This is a genomic window from Microbacterium sp. MYb66 (genome assembly GCF_002979435.1).
Taxonomy (GTDB): domain Bacteria; phylum Actinomycetota; class Actinomycetes; order Actinomycetales; family Microbacteriaceae; genus Microbacterium.
The window spans coordinates 187,128-206,786 of sequence record NZ_PCOV01000003.1 but is presented as its reverse complement, the minus strand read 5'-3'; the positions used below and the strand labels follow the sequence as shown (position 1 = coordinate 206,786).

The window sequence follows — 19,659 nt, the reverse complement described above, 5'->3', positions numbered from 1 at the left end:
GTCCGTGATTCAGCGTCCGAGCAGACGGGCGGCGTCCTCGAGACGCGTGAGACTGTGCAGGACGGCGGCTCGACCGGTGTCATCGATGTCGGATGTCAGCGCCTCGATCGCTTCGTCTCCCCCTCGTCGCAGGCTCTCGAAGAGGGCTCTGTGCTTCATCGCCATCGATGCCGCGTCGAAATCGGGACGTACGAAGGTGAGGAGCAGACGAACCTCGTCTTCGCAGCGTCGGTAGCTGTCGACGAGGAGGGAGTTCCCCGACAGCGCGACGATCGCTTCGTGGATGGCGCTGTGAACAAGAGTGAGCTCATGCCACGCGGCAGGAGTGGACCGGCCGGCCAAGGCTTCCAGCTGCTCCACGCGATCCTCCACCGAGGACAGGTCGACGGAGTTGTCGAGGGCGATCCGCAGCGCGCCGAGCTCGAGCACCTTGCGGTAGTCGAACACCTCGTCGATGCGTTGCCGGTCCAGCGGTGCGACGACCACGCCTCGGTTGCGCTCATGGCTGACGAGCCGCGCGTCGACGAGGCTGCGCAGTGCAGAACGGACGGTGTGGCGGGCGACGTCGAAGCGCGCAGCCAACTCTTCCTCGCGGAGTCGCGTGCCCACCGGATGGATGCCGTCGAGGAGCTCCTCGCGCAGCTGTGCAGCGACACGACCCGGCGCGGAGTCGGCGGCGTCCGATCCTCGATCGACCATTGCGCTCATCAACCATCCCCTTTATTGTTCAACAAAACCAAGTATGGATTGCTCCTCAATATGACGCAACCCGTGCTCCCGGGTGAATCCGGCTCGACTCGACGAAGGAGTGCAGCATGCACGAAGGTGTTCAGATTCACGGATCCAGCGGGCAGCCGGTGCTGCTGCTCCCCGGCGGCCACGTCAGCGCGACAGGCTTCTACCCGGGATTCATCGAGGGTCTCATCGACGATCCGGGAGCGCGAGTGATCGTGCACGACCGGCCCGGCACCGGCACCTCGACCCAGAAAGGCACCCTCGCCGAAGCCTCCGCGCACCTGCACTCCCTGGTGCAGGAACTGGGCATGGGTCCGGTCGTCATCGTCGGCCAGAGCCTCGGCGGCGCGGTGGCGCTGCTGCTCGCCCGCGACTTCCCCGACGATGTCGCCGGCCTCGTGCTCCTCGACGTCACCCCGATCAACGACGCGACCGCGGCAGGCCGAACGGAGGAGGCCGTCCGCGCCCTGGCCGCCGTGGAGACGGATCCGGAGGCGCGGCGGGCGGGGATGGAGGCGCGGGCGACCCAGGCGGAGCAGCTGATCCAGGCGCTGGGGCTGGGAGACGAGCAGGCCGCGGCGCTGCGCAGCATCGTGGCGGTCGACATGGGCGAGCTCGCGGAGGCGGCACGGGGGCTGGGCGACCTCGCGGCGGCGTTCGACGCAAGCGACCTGCCCCATGGCATCCCGGCGGCCGTCGTGAGCGCCGACTACCCCGAGGAAGACGAGTCCTTGGCCGCGGTCATGCGGGCGCACGAACGCCTCGCCGACGCGCTGGGCGCTCCTCTGCTGCGGTGGCCCGGATCGACGCACGCCGTGCACCTCGATCACGCCGCCGAGTCCCTCGACGTCATCCGTCAGGTGACGAGGCAGGCGGCCGCGACATCCGGGACCACGCGGTAGATGGCCGTGGGCGCGGCGCGATGAGTGCCCCGGTGTTCATGTCGGCGGAGCACATCGCGATCATGCGGTGGAGACTCGACGCGTCCGTGTCGGTCGCCCTCGCCTGTCGTGACCTCGATCGCCCCTACGCCCTGTCGTTCGTCCTGACCGACGGGCCGGACGACGGCGACGACGTGCGCTGGCAGATGATCTTCGATCCGCACCGCGGTGTGTGCATCGACGTCGGAGATCCTCCGCACGCCGACGTGACCTTCGTCGGGGAGTGGCCCGAGGTGCTCGACGCCCTGCATGCGCGGCGTCGCGGCGAGGACGTGATCCTGCCCCTGCGCCCCGATGGTGATCTCGACGTGCTCGAGCGCATCGCTCCTGCCCGTTCCACCGCCCAGCGGATCGGCGCGGTGGAGACCACCCTTCCCGAACCACGACCCACCCGAATCAAGGAGAACCGATGAGGAACGACCTGCGCGGAACCCCGGAGTACGCCGCCGTCGAAGAGCATCTGCGGCGCGCGCACGAACCCGCCTTCGGACGCCCCAGCGCCCTGCGCGAACTGACCGCCTCAGCGGACGGAGAGCGGGTGGCCGCGTGCGGCGTCGTCCTCGAGTCGCTGGATGCACCCCCGCGCACCGGCATCTTCGTTGTCGAGGACGGCTCCCTCGTCGAGCGTCACCCCGGGGAGGGGTCGTCGCTCTCGCCCGCATACTCGCCGAACGGAGAGACCCTCGCATTCCTCTCGGATCGCGACGGCCGCGGCCTGTTCCAGGCCTACCTCGACGACGGGGCTGGCGAGCCGACTGCTGTGCCGCCGGTGCCGGGCAGCGTCGAGTACCTGCGGTGGTCTCCCGATTCGCGTCGTCTGCTGATGGGCGTGGCCGACCCGGGGGCCGACCGCGGTGTCATGCAGGGATCCGGGACGACGGCTTCGCCGGCGGATGCCGCTCCGGCCGCGTGGCTGCCCCGGGTCGTCTCCTCCGACGAGCGCGCTCCCGGGCGGAGCGTCTGGGTGCACTCGCTCGACACCGGCGCGACGCACCGGGTGCCCACGGAGCAGAACGTGTGGGAGGCGGACTGGTGCAGCCCCGATCGCCTCGTGGCGATCGCATCACCGGGCCCCGAGGAGGACGAGTGGTACCACGCGCCGATGCAGCTCATCCAGGTCGAGACCGGAGCGACGACGGAGGTGTACCGCAGCGACGTGCAGCTCGCACTCCCCACCGGCTCTCCCGACGGGACGCGGGTCGCTGTGATCGAGGGCATCAGCAGCGATCGCGGCCTCCTCGCGGGGGCGCTCGTGGTGATCGATGCGCAGAACGCAGAGGTCGTCGAGGTCCCGGCGCTCGACGGCGACATCTCGCACATCGCCTGGATCGACGACGACCGCATCGGCTGCTTCGGCGTGCGGCGGGTGGAGTCGATCGCCGGGGTCGTCGATGTCACTCGCGCGCAGTGCACCGAGCTGGTGACGACGACGGGAAGCCTCGGAGGCTCCGTGCTCTACCCCGCGGGTGTCGTGCTGTCGGACGACTCGGTGCTCAGCATCCAGGAGGCCTACGACGTCCCGCAGCGGATCGTTCGCACGTTCCGCGAAGAGAGCGTGACTCTCGTCGCCATCGATCACGACGGGACCACCTACCTCCGCTCGAAGATCGGATCCGCGCAGGTCGTGCACTGGGATGCACCGGACGGCCTGGAGATCGACGGCATCCTGTGCCTTCCCGAGGGCGAAGGACCGTTCCCGCTCGTGATGCACATCCACGGCGGGCCCGTCTGGGCGTTCCGCCCGACGTGGGCCATGTCGTATCCCTATGTCTCTCTGCTCGTCTCGCGCGGCTACGCCGTCCTCAGCCCCAACCCCCGAGGAAGCAGTGGGCGAGGGCGCGAGTTCGCCGCGATGGTCGTGGGCGACATGGGCGGAGGCGACGCCGAAGACCTCCTCGCCGGCGTCGCAGCGATGGTCGAGCGCGGCATCGCCGACGAGAATCGCATCGGCCTCATCGGAGGAAGCTACGGCGGTTTCATGTCGTCCTGGCTCGTCACCAGGGACAGCATCTTCGCGGCTGCCGTGCCGATGTCCCCGGTGACCGACTGGTACAGCCAGACGCTCACGAGCAACATCGGGGTCCTGCGGGACATCTTCCTCCTGGCGGATCTCGAGAGCCCCGGCTCGCACGCCCACACGCGCAGCCCGGCGCTCAACGCGGCCGGCGTGCGCACTCCGTGTCTCAACGTCGCCGGTGCACTCGACCTCTGCACACCACCCGCGCAGGCGGAGGAGTTCCACCGAGCCCTGACGTACCACGGCGTCCCTTCGACGCTGGTGATCTATCCGCAGGAGGGACACGGGGTGCGCCTGTACCCCGCGGTCACCGACTTCCTCACCAGAGCCGGCATGTGGTTCGAGAAGTACATGCCGGCGGACCCGGTGCGAGCAGTCCCCGGGACATGAAGAAGCCTCGCGAACACGTCTACCGCTTCGTTCGGTAGGTGAACTCCCGCGAGATCTCGTTCAGCCGTCGGAGGCGCTCCTTGATGACGAATGGAACGACGTCATCCTTGAAGGCCTTCGGGGCGGGCGCTGGGCAGGACAGACGGAAAGAGCCGGTCAGACCAACTCTGACCGGCTCTTTTCCTGCGAACACATCCGGGCTGTGAAGACCAACACACCCTTTACTGTGCGCGAGGGGGGACTTGAACCCCCACGTCCTTACGGACACTGGCACCTGAAGCCAGCGCGTCTACCATTCCGCCACTCGCGCGTGTGTCTCGCTCCGAAGAACTCAACTTCCCCACAATATCACGCGATTTCACCGCCTGTTGCACGCCCCCGAACGGTCATCGGCGGCGTTCCCCCAGGACACCTGGCTACGATGTCCCTACCGGTCGGCATGCCAGAGGAGCCCAGTGGGACTACTTGACAGCTTTGAGAAGGGTCTCGAGCGCGCAGTGAACAGCGCGTTCGCGAAGACCTTCCGCAGCGGCATTCAGCCGGTGGAGATCGCCTCGGCGCTTCGGCGTGAGGCCGATACGAAGGCGGGGGTCGTGAGCCGTGATCGCATCATCGCGCCCAACAGCTTCGTCGTGCGTCTCAGCCCCGACGATGCGGAGCGGATGCGCGGCCTCGGCGGCGCCCTCACCGACGAGCTGCACGCGCTCCTCGCCAAGCATGCCAAGGCGCAGGGCTACAGCTTCGCAGGCCCCCTGTCGGTCAACCTGGAGGCCGACGAGAAGGTCGCCACCGGCACCGTGCACGTGAACTCCGGCACCGTCGAGGGTCGCGTCAGCTGGCAGGCCGTCGTCGACGTCGACGGCCGCCGCCACTCGATCACCCGCGCACGGACGGTCATCGGCCGCGGATCGGATGCCGACATCACGATCGCGGATGCCGGTTCGAGCCGCAAGCACGTCGAGATCCTGTGGGACGGCGAGCGCGCCATGATGCGCGACCTCGGCTCGACCAACGGCACGAAGGTCAACGGGCAGAAGCTCCGCGAGGCCGCCCTCCCCACCGACACCACGATCACGATCGGCCGCACCGACCTGGTGTTCCGCATCGTCCCGGTCGCCACTCCCTCGCGCCCCGCGGCGCCTCGGGGTGACGACGCCACCCGAGCGTTCGGAGCCCTCGGATGAGTGAACTGATCCTCCTCCTGCTCCGCATCGGGTTCCTCGTCCTGATGTGGTTCTTCGTGTTCGGGGTCGTGTACTCCCTGCGCGCCGACCTCTTCGGCGTGCGGGTGCGCAAGCTCCCGGCCGAGGCGACCGCGGGTGCGCCCGCCCCCGCGCCGGCTGCGGCACCCGCCGCGAAGCCGGCATCCTCGCGCTCCTCGACCGGACCGGCCACGGTCGCCACGGCGAAGCGTCTCGTGATCACCTCGGGCCCCAAGGCGGGCCTCGAGCTGCCGCTCAGCGCCGACTCGCTCACCATCGGCCGCTCCAGCGAGTCCGCTCTCGTGATCCGCGACGACTACACCTCCAGCCATCACGCCCGACTGATGCTCCGCGGCGACAGCTGGGCGATCCAGGACCTCGACTCCACCAACGGCACCTTCGTCGCGGGCCGGCGCGTGTCCGGCTCGCCCGTCGCCCTCTCGCTCGGCACCCCCATCAAGGTGGGCGCCACGACCTTCGAGCTGCGAGCCTGACGCCGGCATGGTCTTCGAAGGCTCGAGCGTCGCGATCTCCCACACCGGGAAGGTCCGCTCCAACAACCAGGACTCCGGTTACTCCGGAGCGAACCTGTTCGTCGTCGCCGACGGCATGGGCGGGCACGCCGGCGGAGATGTCGCCTCCAGCATCGCGATCCAGCGCCTCGAGCCGCTCGACCAGCCGTACGCGTCGACCGAAGACGCGCAGGCCTCCCTGCAGGCGGCGGTCACCACGGCGGCCGGCGATCTCATCCGCGCCGCCAAGGACCGCCCGGAGCTGGCCGGACTCGGCACGACCGTCAGCGCGATCATCATGGTCGACGAGTACGCGGTCATCGGCCACATCGGCGACTCGCGCATCTACCTGTACCGCGACGAGGCGCTGACCCAGATCACCGCGGACCACACCTTCGTGCAGCGGCTCGTCGACTCGGGCCGCATCACCCCGGAGGAGGCGCGCTACCACCCCCGCCGCTCCGTGCTCATGCGCGTGCTCAGCGACATGGACTCCGACCCCGAGCTCGACATGTTCGTCATGCACACTCAGCCGGGCGACCGCTGGCTGCTGTGCTCCGACGGACTCTCCGGCGTGGTCGACGAGCCCCACATCCTCAAGGCCATGCAGCTCGGCCTCGCTCCGGGCCGCACCGCCGACAACCTCCTGAAGCAGGCCCTCGACGGCGGCGCTCCCGACAACGTCACGATCGTCCTGGTCGATGTCGGCGGACAGCATCCGATCCACTCCGGCACCCCCACGGTCGTCGGCGCGGCCTCGAACCCGTCCGGCATGTATGTGCCGCCCGTGCGCCCGCCGCGCGGCAACTGGCTGCACCCGGTGCGTCAGGCTGCGAACGAGCCCAGCCACTTCGAGCCGGCCCCCGAGTACCTCGAAGAGCTCATCGAGGAGGATCGCCGTCGCGCCAAACGCCGTCGCCTCGGCTGGATCGCCGGAGCGCTCGTGGTGATCGTGATGCTCGGCGTCGCCGCCTTCGCGGCCTACAGCTGGACCCAGACGCGCTACTTCATCGGCGCCGACGAGGACAGCGTCGTGATCTTCCAGGGCGTGCAGCAGAACATCGGCCCGATCACGCTGTCGACTCCGATCGAAGACACCGACATCCTCCTCGCGAACCTCCCGCCGTATCAGCGGGCCTCGGTGGAGCGCACCATCACCGCGCGCTCCCTCTCCGACGCCATGGCGATCGTCGACCGGCTCCGTGCGGGCGCCGACGCGAACGCGATCGAGCAGACTCCGCTGCCCACGCCGATGCCGACCCCGACCGAGACCCCGGCCGGAGGTGACGGATGAGCACCGACGTCCAGGCCGACACCACCGTCATCAAGGCACTGAAACGCCTGCGGATGCCGCAGACGCAGCGCAACCGCGAGTTCTGGCTGCTGCTGTTCGCGTGTGCGATCAGCGGCGCCGCCCTCACCCTCGTGCAGCTGGGCGCGCTCGGGGTGATCGACCCGATGATCCTCGCGATCGGCGGCGGGCTCGCGGCCCTCGCGTTCGCCCTGCACATCGTGCTGCGCTTCGTCGCCTCCGACGCCGACCCGTTCGTGGTGCCGATCGCGACGCTGCTCACGGGCCTCGGCATCGCGATGATCTACCGCATCGACATCGCGTTCAAGAACACCGGCTGGGACGCCTACTCGACCAAGCAGCTCGCGTGGACGGCGATCTCGCTCGCCGGTGCGATCGCCGTCGTGATCCTGCTGCGCAACTACCGGGTCCTGTTCCGGTACACCTACATCTTCGGCCTCGCCGGAATCCTGCTGCTGCTTCTGCCGTTCGTCCCGGGCCTGCGCATCGCCGATGCGAACGCGGCGGTCTGGGTGTCGCTCGGCGGCGTCTTCGCGTTCCAGCCGGGCGAGCTCGCCAAGATCTGCCTGGCCATCTTCTTCGCCGGCTACCTGGTGCGCACCCGCGAGAGCCTGACGTCGGTCGGCAAGAAGGTCCTCGGCATCACCTGGCCCCGGATGCGAGAACTCGGACCCGTGCTCGTCGTCTGGATCATCTCGCTGGGCATCATCGTCTTCCAGCGCGACCTCGGTACCGGAACCCTGATCTTCGGGATGTTCGTCGCGATGCTCTACGTGGCGACCGGCAAGACGAGCTGGGTGCTCATCGGCCTGACCCTGGTGGTCGCCGGTGTCGCCCTCGCGACCCAGATCCTCAGCTACGTGCAGGGCCGATTCATCAACTGGCTGTTCCTGTTCGACGCGAACCAGGTCGACCCCGACGGCGCCGGCTACCAGCCGATGCAGGGGCTGTTCGGTCTCGCGCGCGGCGGACTCATCGGCACGGGCTGGGGTCAAGGTCGCCCCGAGGTGACCCCGCTCGCGCACAGCGACTACATCATCACCAGCCTCGGCGAGGAGCTCGGCCTGATCGGGCTGTTCGCGATCCTCTGCCTCTACATGGTGTTCGTCAGCCGCGGCATGCGCATCGGCCTGGCGGGTCAGGACGACTTCGGCAAGCTGCTCGCCACGGGGCTGTCGTTCACGATCGCCCTGCAGGTGTTCATCATGGTCGGCGGTGTCACGCGTCTCATCCCGCTGACCGGTCTGACCACCCCGTTCCTCGCCGCCGGCGGATCCTCGCTCGTGGCCAACTGGCTCATCGTGGCCCTGCTGCTGCGCATCTCCGACGGCGTGCGCCGCCAGCCCCGGGTGGTGATCGGCTGACATGACCAGAGAACTCCGTCGCCTCAGCATCGTGATGCTGTTCATGTTCATCGCACTGTTCGCCGCGTCCAGCTGGATCCAGGTCGTCGAGGCCGACAGCCTCGCCCAGAACAGCCACAACAAGCGCACCCGGCTCGACAGTTACGAGATCCAGCGCGGGTCGATCATCGTCGACGGCGTCGCCATCGCCAACTCGGTGCCGAGCGACGACCAGTACCAGTTCCAGCGCGTCTATGCGGATGCTCCGATGTGGGCGCCGGTCACCGGGTACTTCAATGCGGCACTCGACTCGCGGACCGGCATCGAGAAGGCGATGAACGCCGACCTGTCCGGCACCGGGGCCAACGCGTTCCTCGGCGAGGTCGAGCGCATCCTGTCCGGTCAGCCGCAGCGCGGCTACAGCGTCGAGCTGTCGCTGAACACGGCGGCGCAGCGGGCCGCGTACGAGGCACTCGGCGGGCTCAAGGGGGCGGTCGTCGCGATCGACCCGAAGACCGGACGCATCCTGGCCATGGTGTCGACCCCCGGGTTCGACACCAACCTGATGGCGACCCACGATGCGGATGCCGCGAACTCCACGTACGACCAGCTGGTCGCCGACCCGAACAAGCCGCTGTCCAACCGGGCCATCGCGGGCGACCTCAATCCCCCCGGCTCGACGTTCAAGGTCGTCGTCGCCGCGGCGGCCTACGCCAGCGGCAACTGGACGCCGCAGTCGACCCTGCCGAACCCGATCACCTACACGCTGCCCGGCTCGTCCAGTCGCGTGTCGAACGCCTGGGGCGGGAAGTGCGGCCCCGGAGACACGGTCACGATCGCGGAGGCGATCCGGCTCAGCTGCAACATCCCGATGGCCGAGCTCGCGGTCGAGCTCGGCGACGACACGATCCGCGAGATGGCCGACAAGCTCGGGTTCAACCAGTCCTTCGAGACGCCGCTGAAGTCGACGCCGTCGAGCTACCCTCGGGCCCTCGACGACGCGCAGACCGCGCTGACCGGATTCGGCCAGGGCCAGGTGACCGCGACACCGCTGCAGATGGCCATGGTCTCCGCCGGACTCGCGAACGACGGCGTGGTCATGAACCCGAGGATGGTGGACGCCGTGATCGGCAACGACCTGTCGGTCATCAAGGCGTTCGAGGACACCGAGTTCGGCCGTGCGATGGACGCCGACGTGGCGAACGACGTGACCGCAGCGATGGTGGCGAGCGTCGCAACGGGCGCGGCCCAGGGTGCAAGAATAGACGGGATCGACGTGGCCGGTAAGACGGGAACCGCAGAGAACGGAAACAGGCCGCACACGTTGTGGTTCACCGGTTTTGCGCCGGCGGACGACCCCGCGGTCGCAGTAGCGGTCGTCGTCGAAGACGGCGGCGGACAGGGACAATCAGGTAGCGGCGACACCATCGCCGCTCCGATTGCGAAGAAGGTCATAGAGGCGGTGCTGGGCAGATGAGGCCGACGCAGGGTGTGTCGTTCGGTGGTCGTTACGAGCTGCAGTCGCGGATCGCGATCGGTGGCATGGGCGAGGTGTGGGAAGCGACGGATCACGTCATCGGACGTACCGTCGCCATCAAGATCCTCAAGGACGAGTACATGGGGGACCCCGGGTTCCTCGAGCGGTTCCGTGCGGAAGCGCGGCACGCTGCTCTCGTCAACCATGAGGGCATCGCCAGCGTGTTCGACTACGGCGAGGAGAACGGCAGCGCGTATCTCGTCATGGAGCTGGTGCCCGGCGAGGCGCTCTCGACCGTGCTCGAACGCGACGGTGCGCTGAGCGCCGACAAGACGCTCGACATCGTCGCCCAGACGGCATCCGCTCTGCAGGCCGCCCACGCCGCCGGCCTCGTGCACCGCGACATCAAGCCGGGCAACCTGCTGATCACACCTGACGGCCGCGTGAAGATCACCGACTTCGGCATCGCCCGCATCGCCGACCAGGTGCCGCTGACCGCGACCGGCCAGGTCATGGGCACGGTGCAGTACCTGTCGCCGGAGCAGGCGTCCGGACACCCGGCATCGCCCGCCACCGACACCTATTCGCTCGGCATCGTCGCGTACGAGTGCCTGGCGGGCAAGCGTCCGTTCACGGGCGAGTCGCAGGTGGCCATCGCGATGGCGCAGATCAACGAGCAGCCGCCGCCCCTGCCGCCGACCGTGCCGATCCCGGTGCAGAACCTCGTCATGGCGATGATCGCGAAGAAGCCGGCCGATCGGCCGTCCTCGTCCGCGACCGTCGCACGCGCGGCCCAGGCCCTGCGCCGCGGCGACCTGAACTCCGCGGCGATCGCCGTTCCTGCGATCGCGACCGGCGGCATCGCCGGCAACGACGACGCGACCCGGATGCTGAACGCCTCCGGTGATGACGGCGCCACGCGCATCCTCCCCACCACCGCCCAGCTCCCCACCGAGGAAGCCGCGGAGGAGGAGAAGAAGAAGAAGCGCAGCCCGTGGACCTGGCCGCTGATCGCACTGATCGCCCTGCTGGTGATCGTGCTCGGCGGGACGGTGTGGGCGATGCTGGCGAACCAGGGCGGCGACGCCGATCCGACGGGCACGCCGACGAACACCCAGACGCAGTCGCAGACCCCGTCCGAGACGCCGACCCCCGAGGTCACGCGCGTCGACGTCACGGCGCTGAACCTGGGCGGCATGGACTGCGGCACCGCCACGTCCACGCTCACCGGTGCCGGTTTCTCGAGCGACATCACCTGCGTCGACGGCGATCCCGCACCCACCGACGCCGAGGTCGGCAAGGTCTACCGCGTCGACCCCTCGGGGAACGTCGAGACGACCCAGTCGATCACCCTCACGATCTACGCCGCGCGCGCCGGCCTGCCGACGCCGACCGACGCGCCCACCATCACGGGCGACCCGGTGGCGGGCAGCACCGTGACGATCTCCTGGGGCACCGGCTTCACATGCCCCAGCGGCACGACGCTCTCGGGCTACGTCGTCTCGCTCCAGAACGGCACCTTCGTGTCGGGCGGACCGAACTTCCAGCCGACGCAGCGCAACACCCAGGTGAAGGTCGCGGATGCCGAGGGCCAGCAGCTCATTGTCACCTACCAGGGCATGTGCTCCGGTGGCGACCAGCGCACCTCCGCCGCCTCCCCGCCGCTCTCGGTCCCGATCGTGGCGGCCCCCGCCCCCGGAGACGGTGACGACGGCGCCGACGGGTAATCTTTAGTCCAGTTCAGTCACACACAGCAGTTCCCAGGGGGGTCATCCGTGTCCACAGAGCCACGAGTCATCGCGGGTCGATACCGCGTCGACGAGCTCATCGGGCACGGCGGAATGGCGAAGGTCTATCGCGGGTACGACGTGACGCTCGGGCGCGAGGTCGCGATCAAGATCCTCGACCCCGACCTGGCGCGTGACACGGCTTTCCGCACCCGGTTCCGGCTGGAGGCGCAGGCCGCTTCGCGGATGTCGCACCCGTCGATCGTCCGGGTCTTCGACGCCGGAGATCCCTCGGCGAACGACAGCTCGTCCGACGAGCCGCCGTACATCGTGATGGAGCTCGTCAAGGGCACGCTGCTGAAGAACATCATCTCCGCGGGCCCCGTGCCCGTGGCCGACGCGGTGCGCTACGTCGACGGCATCCTCGAGGCCCTCGACTACTCGCACCGCGCCGGCGTCGTGCACCGCGACATCAAGCCCGGCAACGTGATGGTGACCGACAAGGGCCAGGTCAAGGTGATGGACTTCGGTATCGCCCGAGCCGTCTCCGACTCCTCGTCGACCGTGGCCGAGACGACGCAGATCATCGGCACCGCCGCCTACTTCTCGCCGGAGCAGGCGAAGGGCGAGCCGGTCGACGCGCGCGCCGACCTCTATTCCACCGGTGTCGTCCTCTACGAGCTGCTCACCGGCCGCCAGCCGTTCCGCGGCGAGTCTCCGGTGGCCGTCGCGTACCAGCACGTCAGCGAGACCCCGGTCCCGCCGACCGAGGTGAACGAAGACGCCCCCGGCGCGCTCGACCCGATCGTCCTTCGCGCGCTCGCGAAGGACCCGTATCAGCGATACCCGGATGCCGCGCACTTCCGTGCGGCGCTGGATGCCGCCGTGGCCGGGAACGCACCGAGCCGCAAGGAACTCGGCGCGCTGACCAGCGAGCTGTACGGCCCGAGCCCGCGGGCGGCGCAGGAGACGGCGCGATCGCTGCGTCAGCTCAGCACCGACACCACCATGGCCCGGACCCAGTCCGGCCCCCCGGTGGCCTGGATCTGGGCGGGAGTCGCCCTGCTCGCCGTGCTGCTGGCATCCGTGCTGTTCTGGGTGGTCACTATCAGCATGCGTCCGACCGAGGTGCCGAGCTCTTCCCGAGTGATCCCGAACCTCGTGAACGTCTCCTCGGAGCGCGCACAGGACGACCTCGCCAAGCTCGACCTGACGTCGAAGATCGTGATCGAGTCCAGCTCCGAGATCGCCGAGGGCAACGTCATCCGCACCGACCCCGAGGCGGGAGTCTCGGTCGAGGAGGGCTCGACGATCACCCTGCACGTCTCGTCGGGTGAAGAGACGGTGGTCATGCCGAAGATCGAGGGCATGGCTCTCGCCGATGCCACGAACGCCTTGAAGGCGGCAGGCCTCGAACTCGGCACGGTCATCCAGCGGAACGACAAGGCCCTGGCTGCGGACACCGTCATCTCCGCGAGCGAGAAGGCCGAAGCCGAGTTGGATCCCGGCACGGTCATCAACCTCGTCGTGGCGAGCGGGAAGGTGACTCTGACCGACCTCGTCGGCTGGACCGTCGACGCCGCCACGGCCAATCTGACCGACCTCGGGTTGACCGCTGTGCCCGTCGCAGAGGCGGACTGCCAGCCGACCGAGCCGCCCACCGTGCACTCCATGTCGGTGGCGCCGGGCGACGTGCCGATCGGCTCGCCCGTCGAGCTCCGGCACTGCACCGGCTAGCCGCCGCGCACCGGGCCGACGCCCCCACGATCACCGCGACAGCGGGTGCAGACCCTCCGACCGCGCCACGGCATCCGCATCGCCGCACAGGTCGAGCCAGTTCGCGAGGAGCCGATACCCGCCCTCCGTGAGCACGCTCTCCGGGTGGAACTGCACCCCGAGCAGCGGCAGTTCGCGATGCGCCAGAGCCATCACCGTTCCGTTCTCGGTCCAGGCGGTGACCACGAACTCGGGCGGGAGATCGGATGCTGCGAGCGCCAGGGAGTGGTACCGCCCCACGTCGAACGGCGACGGGATGCCGGTGAACAGCGCCGACCCGTCGTGGGTGACGGCGGAGACCATGCCGTGCATGAGTTCCGGTGCGGCGGTGACGGGCGCCCCGAACGCCTCGCCGATCGTCTGATGCCCGAGGCACACTCCGAGGGTCGGCATGCGGAGCCGTGCGGCGATCCGCACCGCGTCGAGCGAGGCCCCGGCATCCGCGGGCGTACCCGGCCCGGGGGAGAGCATCAACGCGTCGTACGCCGGAAGCATCCGCTCGATCTCCGCGGCGTCCGTGGCGTCGGACTCGACGATCGTGGTCTCGGCGCCGAGCTCGCGGAGGTACCCGACGAGCGTGTGCACGAAGCTGTCGTGGTTGTCCACCACGAGGACTCGCGTCATTCGACGTCGACCTCGCCCGGGGCGATGATCGGGCTCACCCACGGGAACACGTACCAGAACAGCCCGTAGAGCACGGCGGCGATCACGATCACGAGGATGAGCACACGCAGCCACCACGGACCGGGCAGCAGGCGCCAGAGTGCGGCGTACATCAGTCTTCTCCCTTGGGGGCGTCCATGATCACACGGATGGCGCGGCCGGCGGTGGCGGCGGATCGGTCAGGGCGGTCGGGGGGCCCTCGGCGCGGGGCTGGAAGCTCTCGAACACCCCGTAGGCGACGATGCGCTCGGCCAGGGAGTAGAGCGGGGAGCATGCGGTGAGGGTGATGTACTGCTCGCCCGTCTGCTGCTCGGGCATCTGCGGAACGTCGGCGAGCACGTCGGTCTGAGTGGGCGTGACGTACTCGAGCGTCCGGAAGCGGTACGTGTACCAGCCGTCGGGCGTCTCGACGACGATGGCGTCGTCGAGCTGCAGTTTGTCGAGCTGGTTGAACGGCTTGCCCCAGGTGGTGCGGTGTCCGGCCATCGAGAAGTTGCCGACCTCTCCGGGCATCTTCGAGTTCGTGTAGACGCCGATCCCCTTCTGGTCGAGGGTGCGAGCGCGGCTGGTGCCCCCGTAGATCCCGTAGTTGTAGTCGGCGCCGAAACGGGGGATGTGCATCTGCGCGAACCACGCGCCGTCGGCCGGCGCCGCGGGCACCGGCGGCACGTACACGGTGGTGCCGTCGGGCGCCTCGGTGGTCGGCGGAAGCTCGGGGGCCTCGCCCTGAGCGAGCTCCTGCGAGATGGCCGCGCCCTCGTCGTTCTTCTGGGCGCTGATGATGATGTCGCCGATCCACATCTGCCACGCGACGAACAGCAGGACGAGGACTCCGGCGGTGAGGAACAGCTCTCCGAGAACGCTCGCGAACGTCGCGCGAGATCGTGGTCGTTCTCGCCGCGGGCGTCGCCCCCCAGGCACGACGGAAGCAGTCATGCCGCGATCATATCCGGGAACACTGAACGGATGCCCGCGTATCGGCGCGGTCACTGCGATCGCGGCCTCGTCGGAAGAGAGGTGTCATGGGTACAATGGCCGCATGGCACGTGACCGCAAGAGTGAAGAACCCGTCGTCGAGCGCGCCGAAGGCGAGGCAGCTCCCAACGCCGTCTGGTTCAAGCCGGTGATGATCGGCTTCATGCTCCTCGGCCTCGCGTGGATCCTGGTGTTCTACATCTCCGGCATGCAGTTCCCGATCCCGGGTCTCGACAACTGGAACCTCGCGATCGGCCTCGGCATCGCGCTCATCGGCTTCCTGATGACCACTCGCTGGCGCTGACGACCTCTCACTTCCCGAAAGAGCCCCTCGCATCGCGAGGGGCCCTTTCGTCTGCTCAGGAACATCCCTCACGTGGCCGCCGAGTCCTGCTGCTCGGCGGGTGAGTGCTCCTCTCGACCGATGCCGAGCATGCGAGCCGCCGCTGCCGCCCCTGCACGGTCGGAGACGCCGAGCTTGCGATAGATGTTCCGCACATGCGTCTTGACGGTGTTCCGGGAGAGGAACTCCTGCACGGCGATCTGCCGGATGGTCGCGTCCTCGCTCAATGAGGACAGGATCCCGCGCTCGCGCTTCGTCAGATGCCTGCCTCTGGGAGGTGAGAGCGAAGTCGAGGCGCAGCTGTCAGCATCCATGCGAGCCCGGCTTCCTCCTCCGAGGTGTGTGCGCGCTGCTGCGAGGGCGGAGAATGCGGCGCGCGCGGTCAGGATCCACGGTTCTCGTCGCTGCGGGGGCATCTGCGCCCAGTCAGCGCCTCCTTGTTCGGGGACCAGGCCCACCCGCGACTGCTCGACATAGATCACCTTCGCGATCTCCTCGATGAGATCCTCGGCACGCGGAGCCTCCTCATCCACCGGATCCTCTGTGTCGATGCGTGTCGTTTCGCGATTGCCGTGCACGATCCCGATCTCCCCTCCCGCCGACCGACTGGGCGTCAGTATAAGGTTACGTGTCGCCAGACGACTCGCGCGCCTTCCGACTCGGGATGCCTGCGACAACCTCGCGCTCATGGACACGACCCCGCAGTGATGGGGTCATGCGGTCACTCCCGGGCCCCGAGGCCACGACCGCGTTCGAAGACGTGACGATGTGCTCTTCGGGCCCCGACACCGGGTATGGGGAGCACCGTGGGGTGAGACGCCCCATACCCGACTCTGCGCGCGGCCCGTTCTGGGGATGGGAGCCGGATGTCGCGCATTGATCTCAGGATCTCAATCCGGAGCAGGGGACTCCTGGTCTCTACGTGCCGATCGAGAGCAGGACGGTGTCCGGTTCCGTACCGAGGAGAACATACCGGTCGGAAGCGAGCAGGACGCGGACTCACTTACGCACGCACCCGGCGACGGTCCGACGGAGTTATCCACAGGTCTCTCCACAGCCTGGGGAGAATTACACCGGTGTTATTCACAGGGGTTAACAACCCTGTTAACAACTCAGGATCAGGACAAAAGGACCAGCGCTGGAACGAAAGCGACCACGACGATCAACAGGACGACGAGCGCGGCAAGCAGCACGATCTGCCAGGTGCGCTGATCGCGGCGCTTCGTGCGGGTGTAGATGAGGGCGACCAGGGCGCCGACGATGGCGCCGCCGAGGTGGGCCTGCCAGGCGATGTTGCCGACGAAGAATCCGAAGGCGAAGTTGATGCCGAGGATCACGAGGAGCCCGGTGACGTTCGCACCGATGTGGCGGCCGATGATCAGCAGGGCGGCCATGAGTCCGAAGATCGCTCCGGAGGCACCGACCGTGGAGGTGCCGGGTGCGAGGCAGGCGACCATCACGGATCCGCCGAATCCACTGATCAGGTAGATGGCGAGGAAGCGGGCGCGGCCGAGCATGGGTTCGAGGCTCTGCCCGAGCATCCACAGCGCGAGCATGTTCAGCGCCAGGTGGATGAAGCTGCCGTGCACGAACATCGCGGTGAGCAGGCGCCACGGCTCGAACGGGAGCGGGAAGAGGTTCGGGTAGAGATACGGTGCCGCGAAGAGCAGCTGGCGGGTGATCTCGGTGCCGATGCCCGGGATCAGCTGCACCAGGCCGATGAACGAGGTCACCGCGAGCAGCGCATAGGTGACGACGGGTTTGCCGCTGCGCGCCATCGCCATGGTCGCGCCGTTGCCATTGCCCCACCGCCGCGCCGCCTTCTTCTGCGCAGGCGTGCGGCTCTTCCGATCGGCGTTCATGCACTCGGGGCAGATGACGCCGACAGGCGCCTGGGTCTGGCACTCGGGGCAGATGGTGCGCATGCACCGCTGACAGAGCACGAAGCTCTGCCGATCCGGATGCCGGTAGCAGAAGTTGTCGCGATTGCTCGTGAACTCAGGCGTCGTCATCCGGATCGGCCGCAGCTGTCGTCAGGCCGCGACGATGTCGATCGACTGCAGCACGACCGGCTCCACCGGGCGGTCGCCGGGACCGGTCTGCACGGCACCGATCGCGTCGACGACGGCACGGGACGCGTCGTCGGCGACCTCACCGAAGATGGTGTGCTTGCCCTGCAGCCACGGCGTCGGGTCGGTGGTGATGAAGAACTGCGAGCCGTTGGTGCCCTCGGGCTTGCCCGTGATCGCGTTGCGACGCAGGCCGGCGTTGGCCATCGCGAGGATGTAGGGAGCCTCGAAGTTGAGCTCCATGTTGATCTCGTCGTCGAAGTTGTAGCCGGGGCCGCCGACGCCCTGACCGAGCGGGTCGCCGCCCTGGATCATGAAGTTCGGGATGATGCGGTGGAAGATGACGTCCTTGTAGAGGGGACCCTCGCCCGGCTTGCCGGTGGCGGGATCGGTCCACTCCTGGGTGCCGTCGGCGAGGCCGACGAAGTTCTTGACCGTCTTCGGTGCATGATCCCCGAAGAGGTTGATGACGATGTCACCGTGGTTGGTGTGCAGAGTTGCGACGTGGGAAGCGTGAGCCATGCCTTCATTCTCTCAGAGCTTCCGGTGAGTTCGCCCGGTGTACCCCGGATCGGTCGATGGCGCAAGGGCCGGGCGATTCCCGCCCGCCTTCCAGGCTCTCGTGGCAAGATGGGGAACCCGTACTCCAATGGACAGGAGAGCATCGTGAGCCTCAGCCGCAAGCGGAAGAAGGAACTGCGTCGTCTTCAGAACGACGCGAACCAGCTCTGGGAGAACCAGCAGGTGCTCGTCGGTCACGCCGCCGATGTCGCCCGAGAGGCCGGACGTCAGCTCGGCAACCTCAATCGTGAGCAGGTCGTCCCGGTCATCCAGGACACGTACAACCGCCGTGTCGCCCCGGTCGTCGACCGCGGCGTGAAGATCGGCAAGCACGTCGTCGACGACAAGTTCGTTCCCATCGTGGGCGGCGTCGTCGGTTCGGCCCTCACCGCGTGGGATGTCGCCAACGCCAAGCGCCACGGCGTGGCCGCACCGGCGCGTCGGGGCGATTTCGGCAAGAAGCAGAAGTCCGGACCGGGTCTCGGTTCCGTCATCGCGATCATCCTCGGGGCAGCCGCAGCCGTCGGCGTGCTCTACGCCGCATGGCAGACGCTGCGTGCCGACGATGAGCTCTGGGTCGCGGACGACCCGCTCGCAGCTCCTGACGCGTGAACCACTCTGATCTCGCCTCCGTCGCCCCTGGTGACGGAGGCGATCAGCATGCACGGGTGCGCGAGGCCGCCCGTGCGCGGGGTCTCGACATCGAGATCCGTGAACGCCCCGCGGCCGGAAGCCTGTTCGAGGCCGCCGAGCTCCTCGGCATCCCGCCCTCCGGCATCGTGAAGACCCTCGTCGTGAAGCGCTCGGACGACACCTTCCTGTTCGCCCTCGTCCCCGGCGGTCGCTCGATCTCCTGGCCGAAGCTCCGCGCGCTGGTCGGCGTGAACAAGCTGCGCCTGCCCGAGCCCGAGCTGGCACTCGCGGCCACCGGCTACGAACGGGGCACCATCGTGCCGATCGGCAGCATCACCGACTGGCCGATCTACGCCGACGAGTCGATCGTCGGACAGCGCATCGCCATGGGTGCCGGGGCGCACGGATACAGCCTCTTCGTGGAGGCGGACGACTTGATCTCCGCCTACGGAGCCACCGTCGCCGACATCTCGGTGCCCGAGGATCGCTGAGCCTTCGACGAGTTCGGGATCGCGGATCCGATCAGAGGATGCCGGCCATCCTCAGGGCGATGTCGACGAGCTTCACGCGCTGCAACTCCGCGACGGCCTTCAGCGGGAACCACTCGGCCATGTCGGTCGAACCGTCCGTCTCGAAGCGGAGCTTCCCTCCGGTGACCTCGGCGCGGTACACGATGCGCAGGGTGTGCAGCGGCTGTGCGGCCTTCTGCACGCGACGTCCGGCGGGGATCACCCGGGAGTGGATGCCGAGGAGCTCGCCGACCTTCACGGTGTAGCCGGTCTCCTCCCGGAGCTCGCGGCGCACCGCATCCTCCGGTGACTCACCGGGCTCGATACCACCGCCGGGCATCGTCCACGCCACGCGACGTCCCTCGGTCCAGCGCGCCAACAACAACCGTCCGTCGTCATCGGTGACGACCGCGTACGCCGCGACACGCAGGTCCATGGCTCACACACTATCCGTCGGCGGAGGCCGCCGATGAC

Annotated in this window: 21 protein-coding genes and 1 tRNA gene; 13 read left to right on the top strand and 9 right to left on the bottom strand. The window is 68.4% G+C overall.

All coding sequences use genetic code 11. From position 1 onward, the window contains the following. Positions 1-9: 9 nt before the first annotated feature. Complete coding sequence (locus tag CQ045_RS08235; RefSeq protein WP_105722561.1) at positions 10-708, bottom strand: GntR family transcriptional regulator; 699 nt, start codon at positions 706-708, stop codon at positions 10-12. 107 nt (positions 709-815) lie between these two features. Here CQ045_RS08235 and CQ045_RS08230 point away from each other — a divergent pair, with 107 nt between their 5' ends. The 3 genes from CQ045_RS08230 to CQ045_RS08220 are packed head-to-tail and all read left to right on the top strand — an operon-like array spanning position 816 to position 4,083. Next, complete coding sequence (locus tag CQ045_RS08230) at positions 816-1,637, top strand: alpha/beta fold hydrolase (protein ID WP_105722559.1); 822 nt, start codon at positions 816-818, stop codon at positions 1,635-1,637. 20 nt (positions 1,638-1,657) lie between these two features. Next, on the top strand, positions 1,658-2,089 hold the full coding sequence (locus CQ045_RS08225; RefSeq protein ID WP_146115211.1) for a hypothetical protein: 432 nt from the start codon (positions 1,658-1,660) through the stop codon (positions 2,087-2,089). Next, positions 2,086-4,083 (top strand): S9 family peptidase, encoded by a 1,998-nt coding sequence (locus tag CQ045_RS08220; RefSeq protein WP_105722555.1) that lies wholly within the window; start codon positions 2,086-2,088, stop codon positions 4,081-4,083. Before CQ045_RS08225 ends, CQ045_RS08220 begins: the two co-directional genes overlap by 4 nt. 227 nt (positions 4,084-4,310) lie before the next feature. Here the strand turns inward: CQ045_RS08220 and CQ045_RS08215 are convergent. Beyond that, positions 4,311-4,393, bottom strand: a tRNA-Leu gene (locus CQ045_RS08215). 145 nt (positions 4,394-4,538) lie between these two features. Here CQ045_RS08215 and CQ045_RS08210 point away from each other — a divergent pair. From CQ045_RS08210 to pknB, 7 genes are read left to right on the top strand one after another with little or no spacing between them, the layout of a single operon-like run. Further along, on the top strand, positions 4,539-5,267 hold the full coding sequence (locus tag CQ045_RS08210; protein ID WP_105722553.1) for a DUF3662 and FHA domain-containing protein: 729 nt from the start codon (positions 4,539-4,541) through the stop codon (positions 5,265-5,267). Next, a complete protein-coding gene (locus CQ045_RS08205; RefSeq protein WP_105722550.1) occupies positions 5,264-5,779 on the top strand; it encodes an FHA domain-containing protein in 516 nt (171 codons plus the stop codon). The genes CQ045_RS08210 and CQ045_RS08205 overlap by 4 nt, the downstream gene beginning before the upstream one ends. A gap of 7 nt (positions 5,780-5,786) precedes the next feature. Then, positions 5,787-7,091, top strand: coding sequence for a PP2C family serine/threonine-protein phosphatase (locus CQ045_RS08200; protein ID WP_105722548.1), 1,305 nt, complete (start codon positions 5,787-5,789; stop codon positions 7,089-7,091). Continuing rightward, positions 7,088-8,473: an FtsW/RodA/SpoVE family cell cycle protein gene (locus CQ045_RS08195; RefSeq protein WP_105722546.1), complete on the top strand. Its 1,386-nt coding sequence runs from the start codon at positions 7,088-7,090 to the stop codon at positions 8,471-8,473. The genes CQ045_RS08200 and CQ045_RS08195 overlap by 4 nt, the downstream gene beginning before the upstream one ends. A gap of 1 nt (position 8,474) precedes the next feature. After that, entirely contained in the window at positions 8,475-9,929 is a 1,455-nt protein-coding gene (locus CQ045_RS08190) for a penicillin-binding transpeptidase domain-containing protein (RefSeq protein ID WP_105722544.1), read from the top strand. Continuing rightward, a complete protein-coding gene (locus CQ045_RS08185; RefSeq protein ID WP_258131001.1) occupies positions 9,926-11,656 on the top strand; it encodes a protein kinase in 1,731 nt (576 codons plus the stop codon). Before CQ045_RS08190 ends, CQ045_RS08185 begins: the two co-directional genes overlap by 4 nt. Positions 11,657-11,704: 48 nt before the next feature. After that, the gene (pknB, locus tag CQ045_RS08180; RefSeq protein ID WP_105722539.1) at positions 11,705-13,393 is read left to right on the top strand and encodes a Stk1 family PASTA domain-containing Ser/Thr kinase; all 1,689 of its coding nucleotides are present in this window, start codon (positions 11,705-11,707) and stop codon (positions 13,391-13,393) included. 30 nt (positions 13,394-13,423) lie between these two features. Here the strand turns inward: pknB and CQ045_RS08175 are convergent, their stop codons facing one another. From CQ045_RS08175 to CQ045_RS08170, 3 genes are read right to left on the bottom strand one after another with little or no spacing between them, the layout of a single operon-like run. Further along, positions 13,424-14,056, bottom strand: coding sequence for an aminodeoxychorismate/anthranilate synthase component II (locus CQ045_RS08175; protein WP_105722537.1), 633 nt, complete (start codon positions 14,054-14,056; stop codon positions 13,424-13,426). Beyond that, entirely contained in the window at positions 14,053-14,208 is a 156-nt protein-coding gene (locus tag CQ045_RS18810; RefSeq protein ID WP_046747986.1) for a membrane protein, read from the bottom strand. The genes CQ045_RS08175 and CQ045_RS18810 overlap by 4 nt, the downstream gene beginning before the upstream one ends. Before the next feature lie 28 nt (positions 14,209-14,236). Continuing rightward, positions 14,237-15,031: a class E sortase gene (locus CQ045_RS08170; RefSeq protein WP_105722535.1), complete on the bottom strand. Its 795-nt coding sequence runs from the start codon at positions 15,029-15,031 to the stop codon at positions 14,237-14,239. Between the two features lie 103 nt (positions 15,032-15,134). Between CQ045_RS08170 and CQ045_RS08165 the strand changes: the two genes are divergently transcribed. Next, on the top strand, positions 15,135-15,374 hold the full coding sequence (locus tag CQ045_RS08165) for a cell division protein CrgA (RefSeq protein WP_091028134.1): 240 nt from the start codon (positions 15,135-15,137) through the stop codon (positions 15,372-15,374). Positions 15,375-15,442: 68 nt separating this feature from the next. Here the strand turns inward: CQ045_RS08165 and CQ045_RS19110 are convergent, their stop codons facing one another. The 3 genes from CQ045_RS19110 to CQ045_RS08150 all read right to left on the bottom strand — a co-directional run bounded on the left by CQ045_RS19110 (position 15,443) and on the right by CQ045_RS08150 (position 18,004). Continuing rightward, entirely contained in the window at positions 15,443-15,946 is a 504-nt protein-coding gene (locus CQ045_RS19110; protein ID WP_308737013.1) for a helix-turn-helix transcriptional regulator, read from the bottom strand. Positions 15,947-16,531: 585 nt separating this feature from the next. Next, positions 16,532-17,425 (bottom strand): rhomboid family intramembrane serine protease, encoded by an 894-nt coding sequence (locus CQ045_RS08155; RefSeq protein WP_105722533.1) that lies wholly within the window; start codon positions 17,423-17,425, stop codon positions 16,532-16,534. A 21-nt stretch (positions 17,426-17,446) separates the two neighbouring features. Beyond that, positions 17,447-18,004, bottom strand: a complete 558-nt coding sequence (locus CQ045_RS08150; protein ID WP_105722531.1) for a peptidylprolyl isomerase — start codon at positions 18,002-18,004, stop codon at positions 17,447-17,449. A gap of 144 nt (positions 18,005-18,148) precedes the next feature. Here CQ045_RS08150 and CQ045_RS08145 point away from each other — a divergent pair, with 144 nt between their 5' ends. Both CQ045_RS08145 and CQ045_RS08140 read left to right on the top strand, forming a co-directional pair. Further along, positions 18,149-18,655 carry a DNA helicase gene (locus tag CQ045_RS08145; protein ID WP_105723202.1) on the top strand — a complete coding sequence of 169 codons (507 nt, stop codon included), beginning with the start codon at positions 18,149-18,151 and terminating at the stop codon, positions 18,653-18,655. A gap of 56 nt (positions 18,656-18,711) precedes the next feature. Beyond that, entirely contained in the window at positions 18,712-19,167 is a 456-nt protein-coding gene (locus tag CQ045_RS08140) for an aminoacyl-tRNA deacylase (protein ID WP_181156497.1), read from the top strand. A gap of 31 nt (positions 19,168-19,198) precedes the next feature. Here the strand turns inward: CQ045_RS08140 and CQ045_RS08135 are convergent, their stop codons facing one another. After that, positions 19,199-19,621 (bottom strand): NUDIX hydrolase, encoded by a 423-nt coding sequence (locus CQ045_RS08135; RefSeq protein ID WP_105722529.1) that lies wholly within the window; start codon positions 19,619-19,621, stop codon positions 19,199-19,201. Positions 19,622-19,659: the final 38 nt, after the last annotated feature.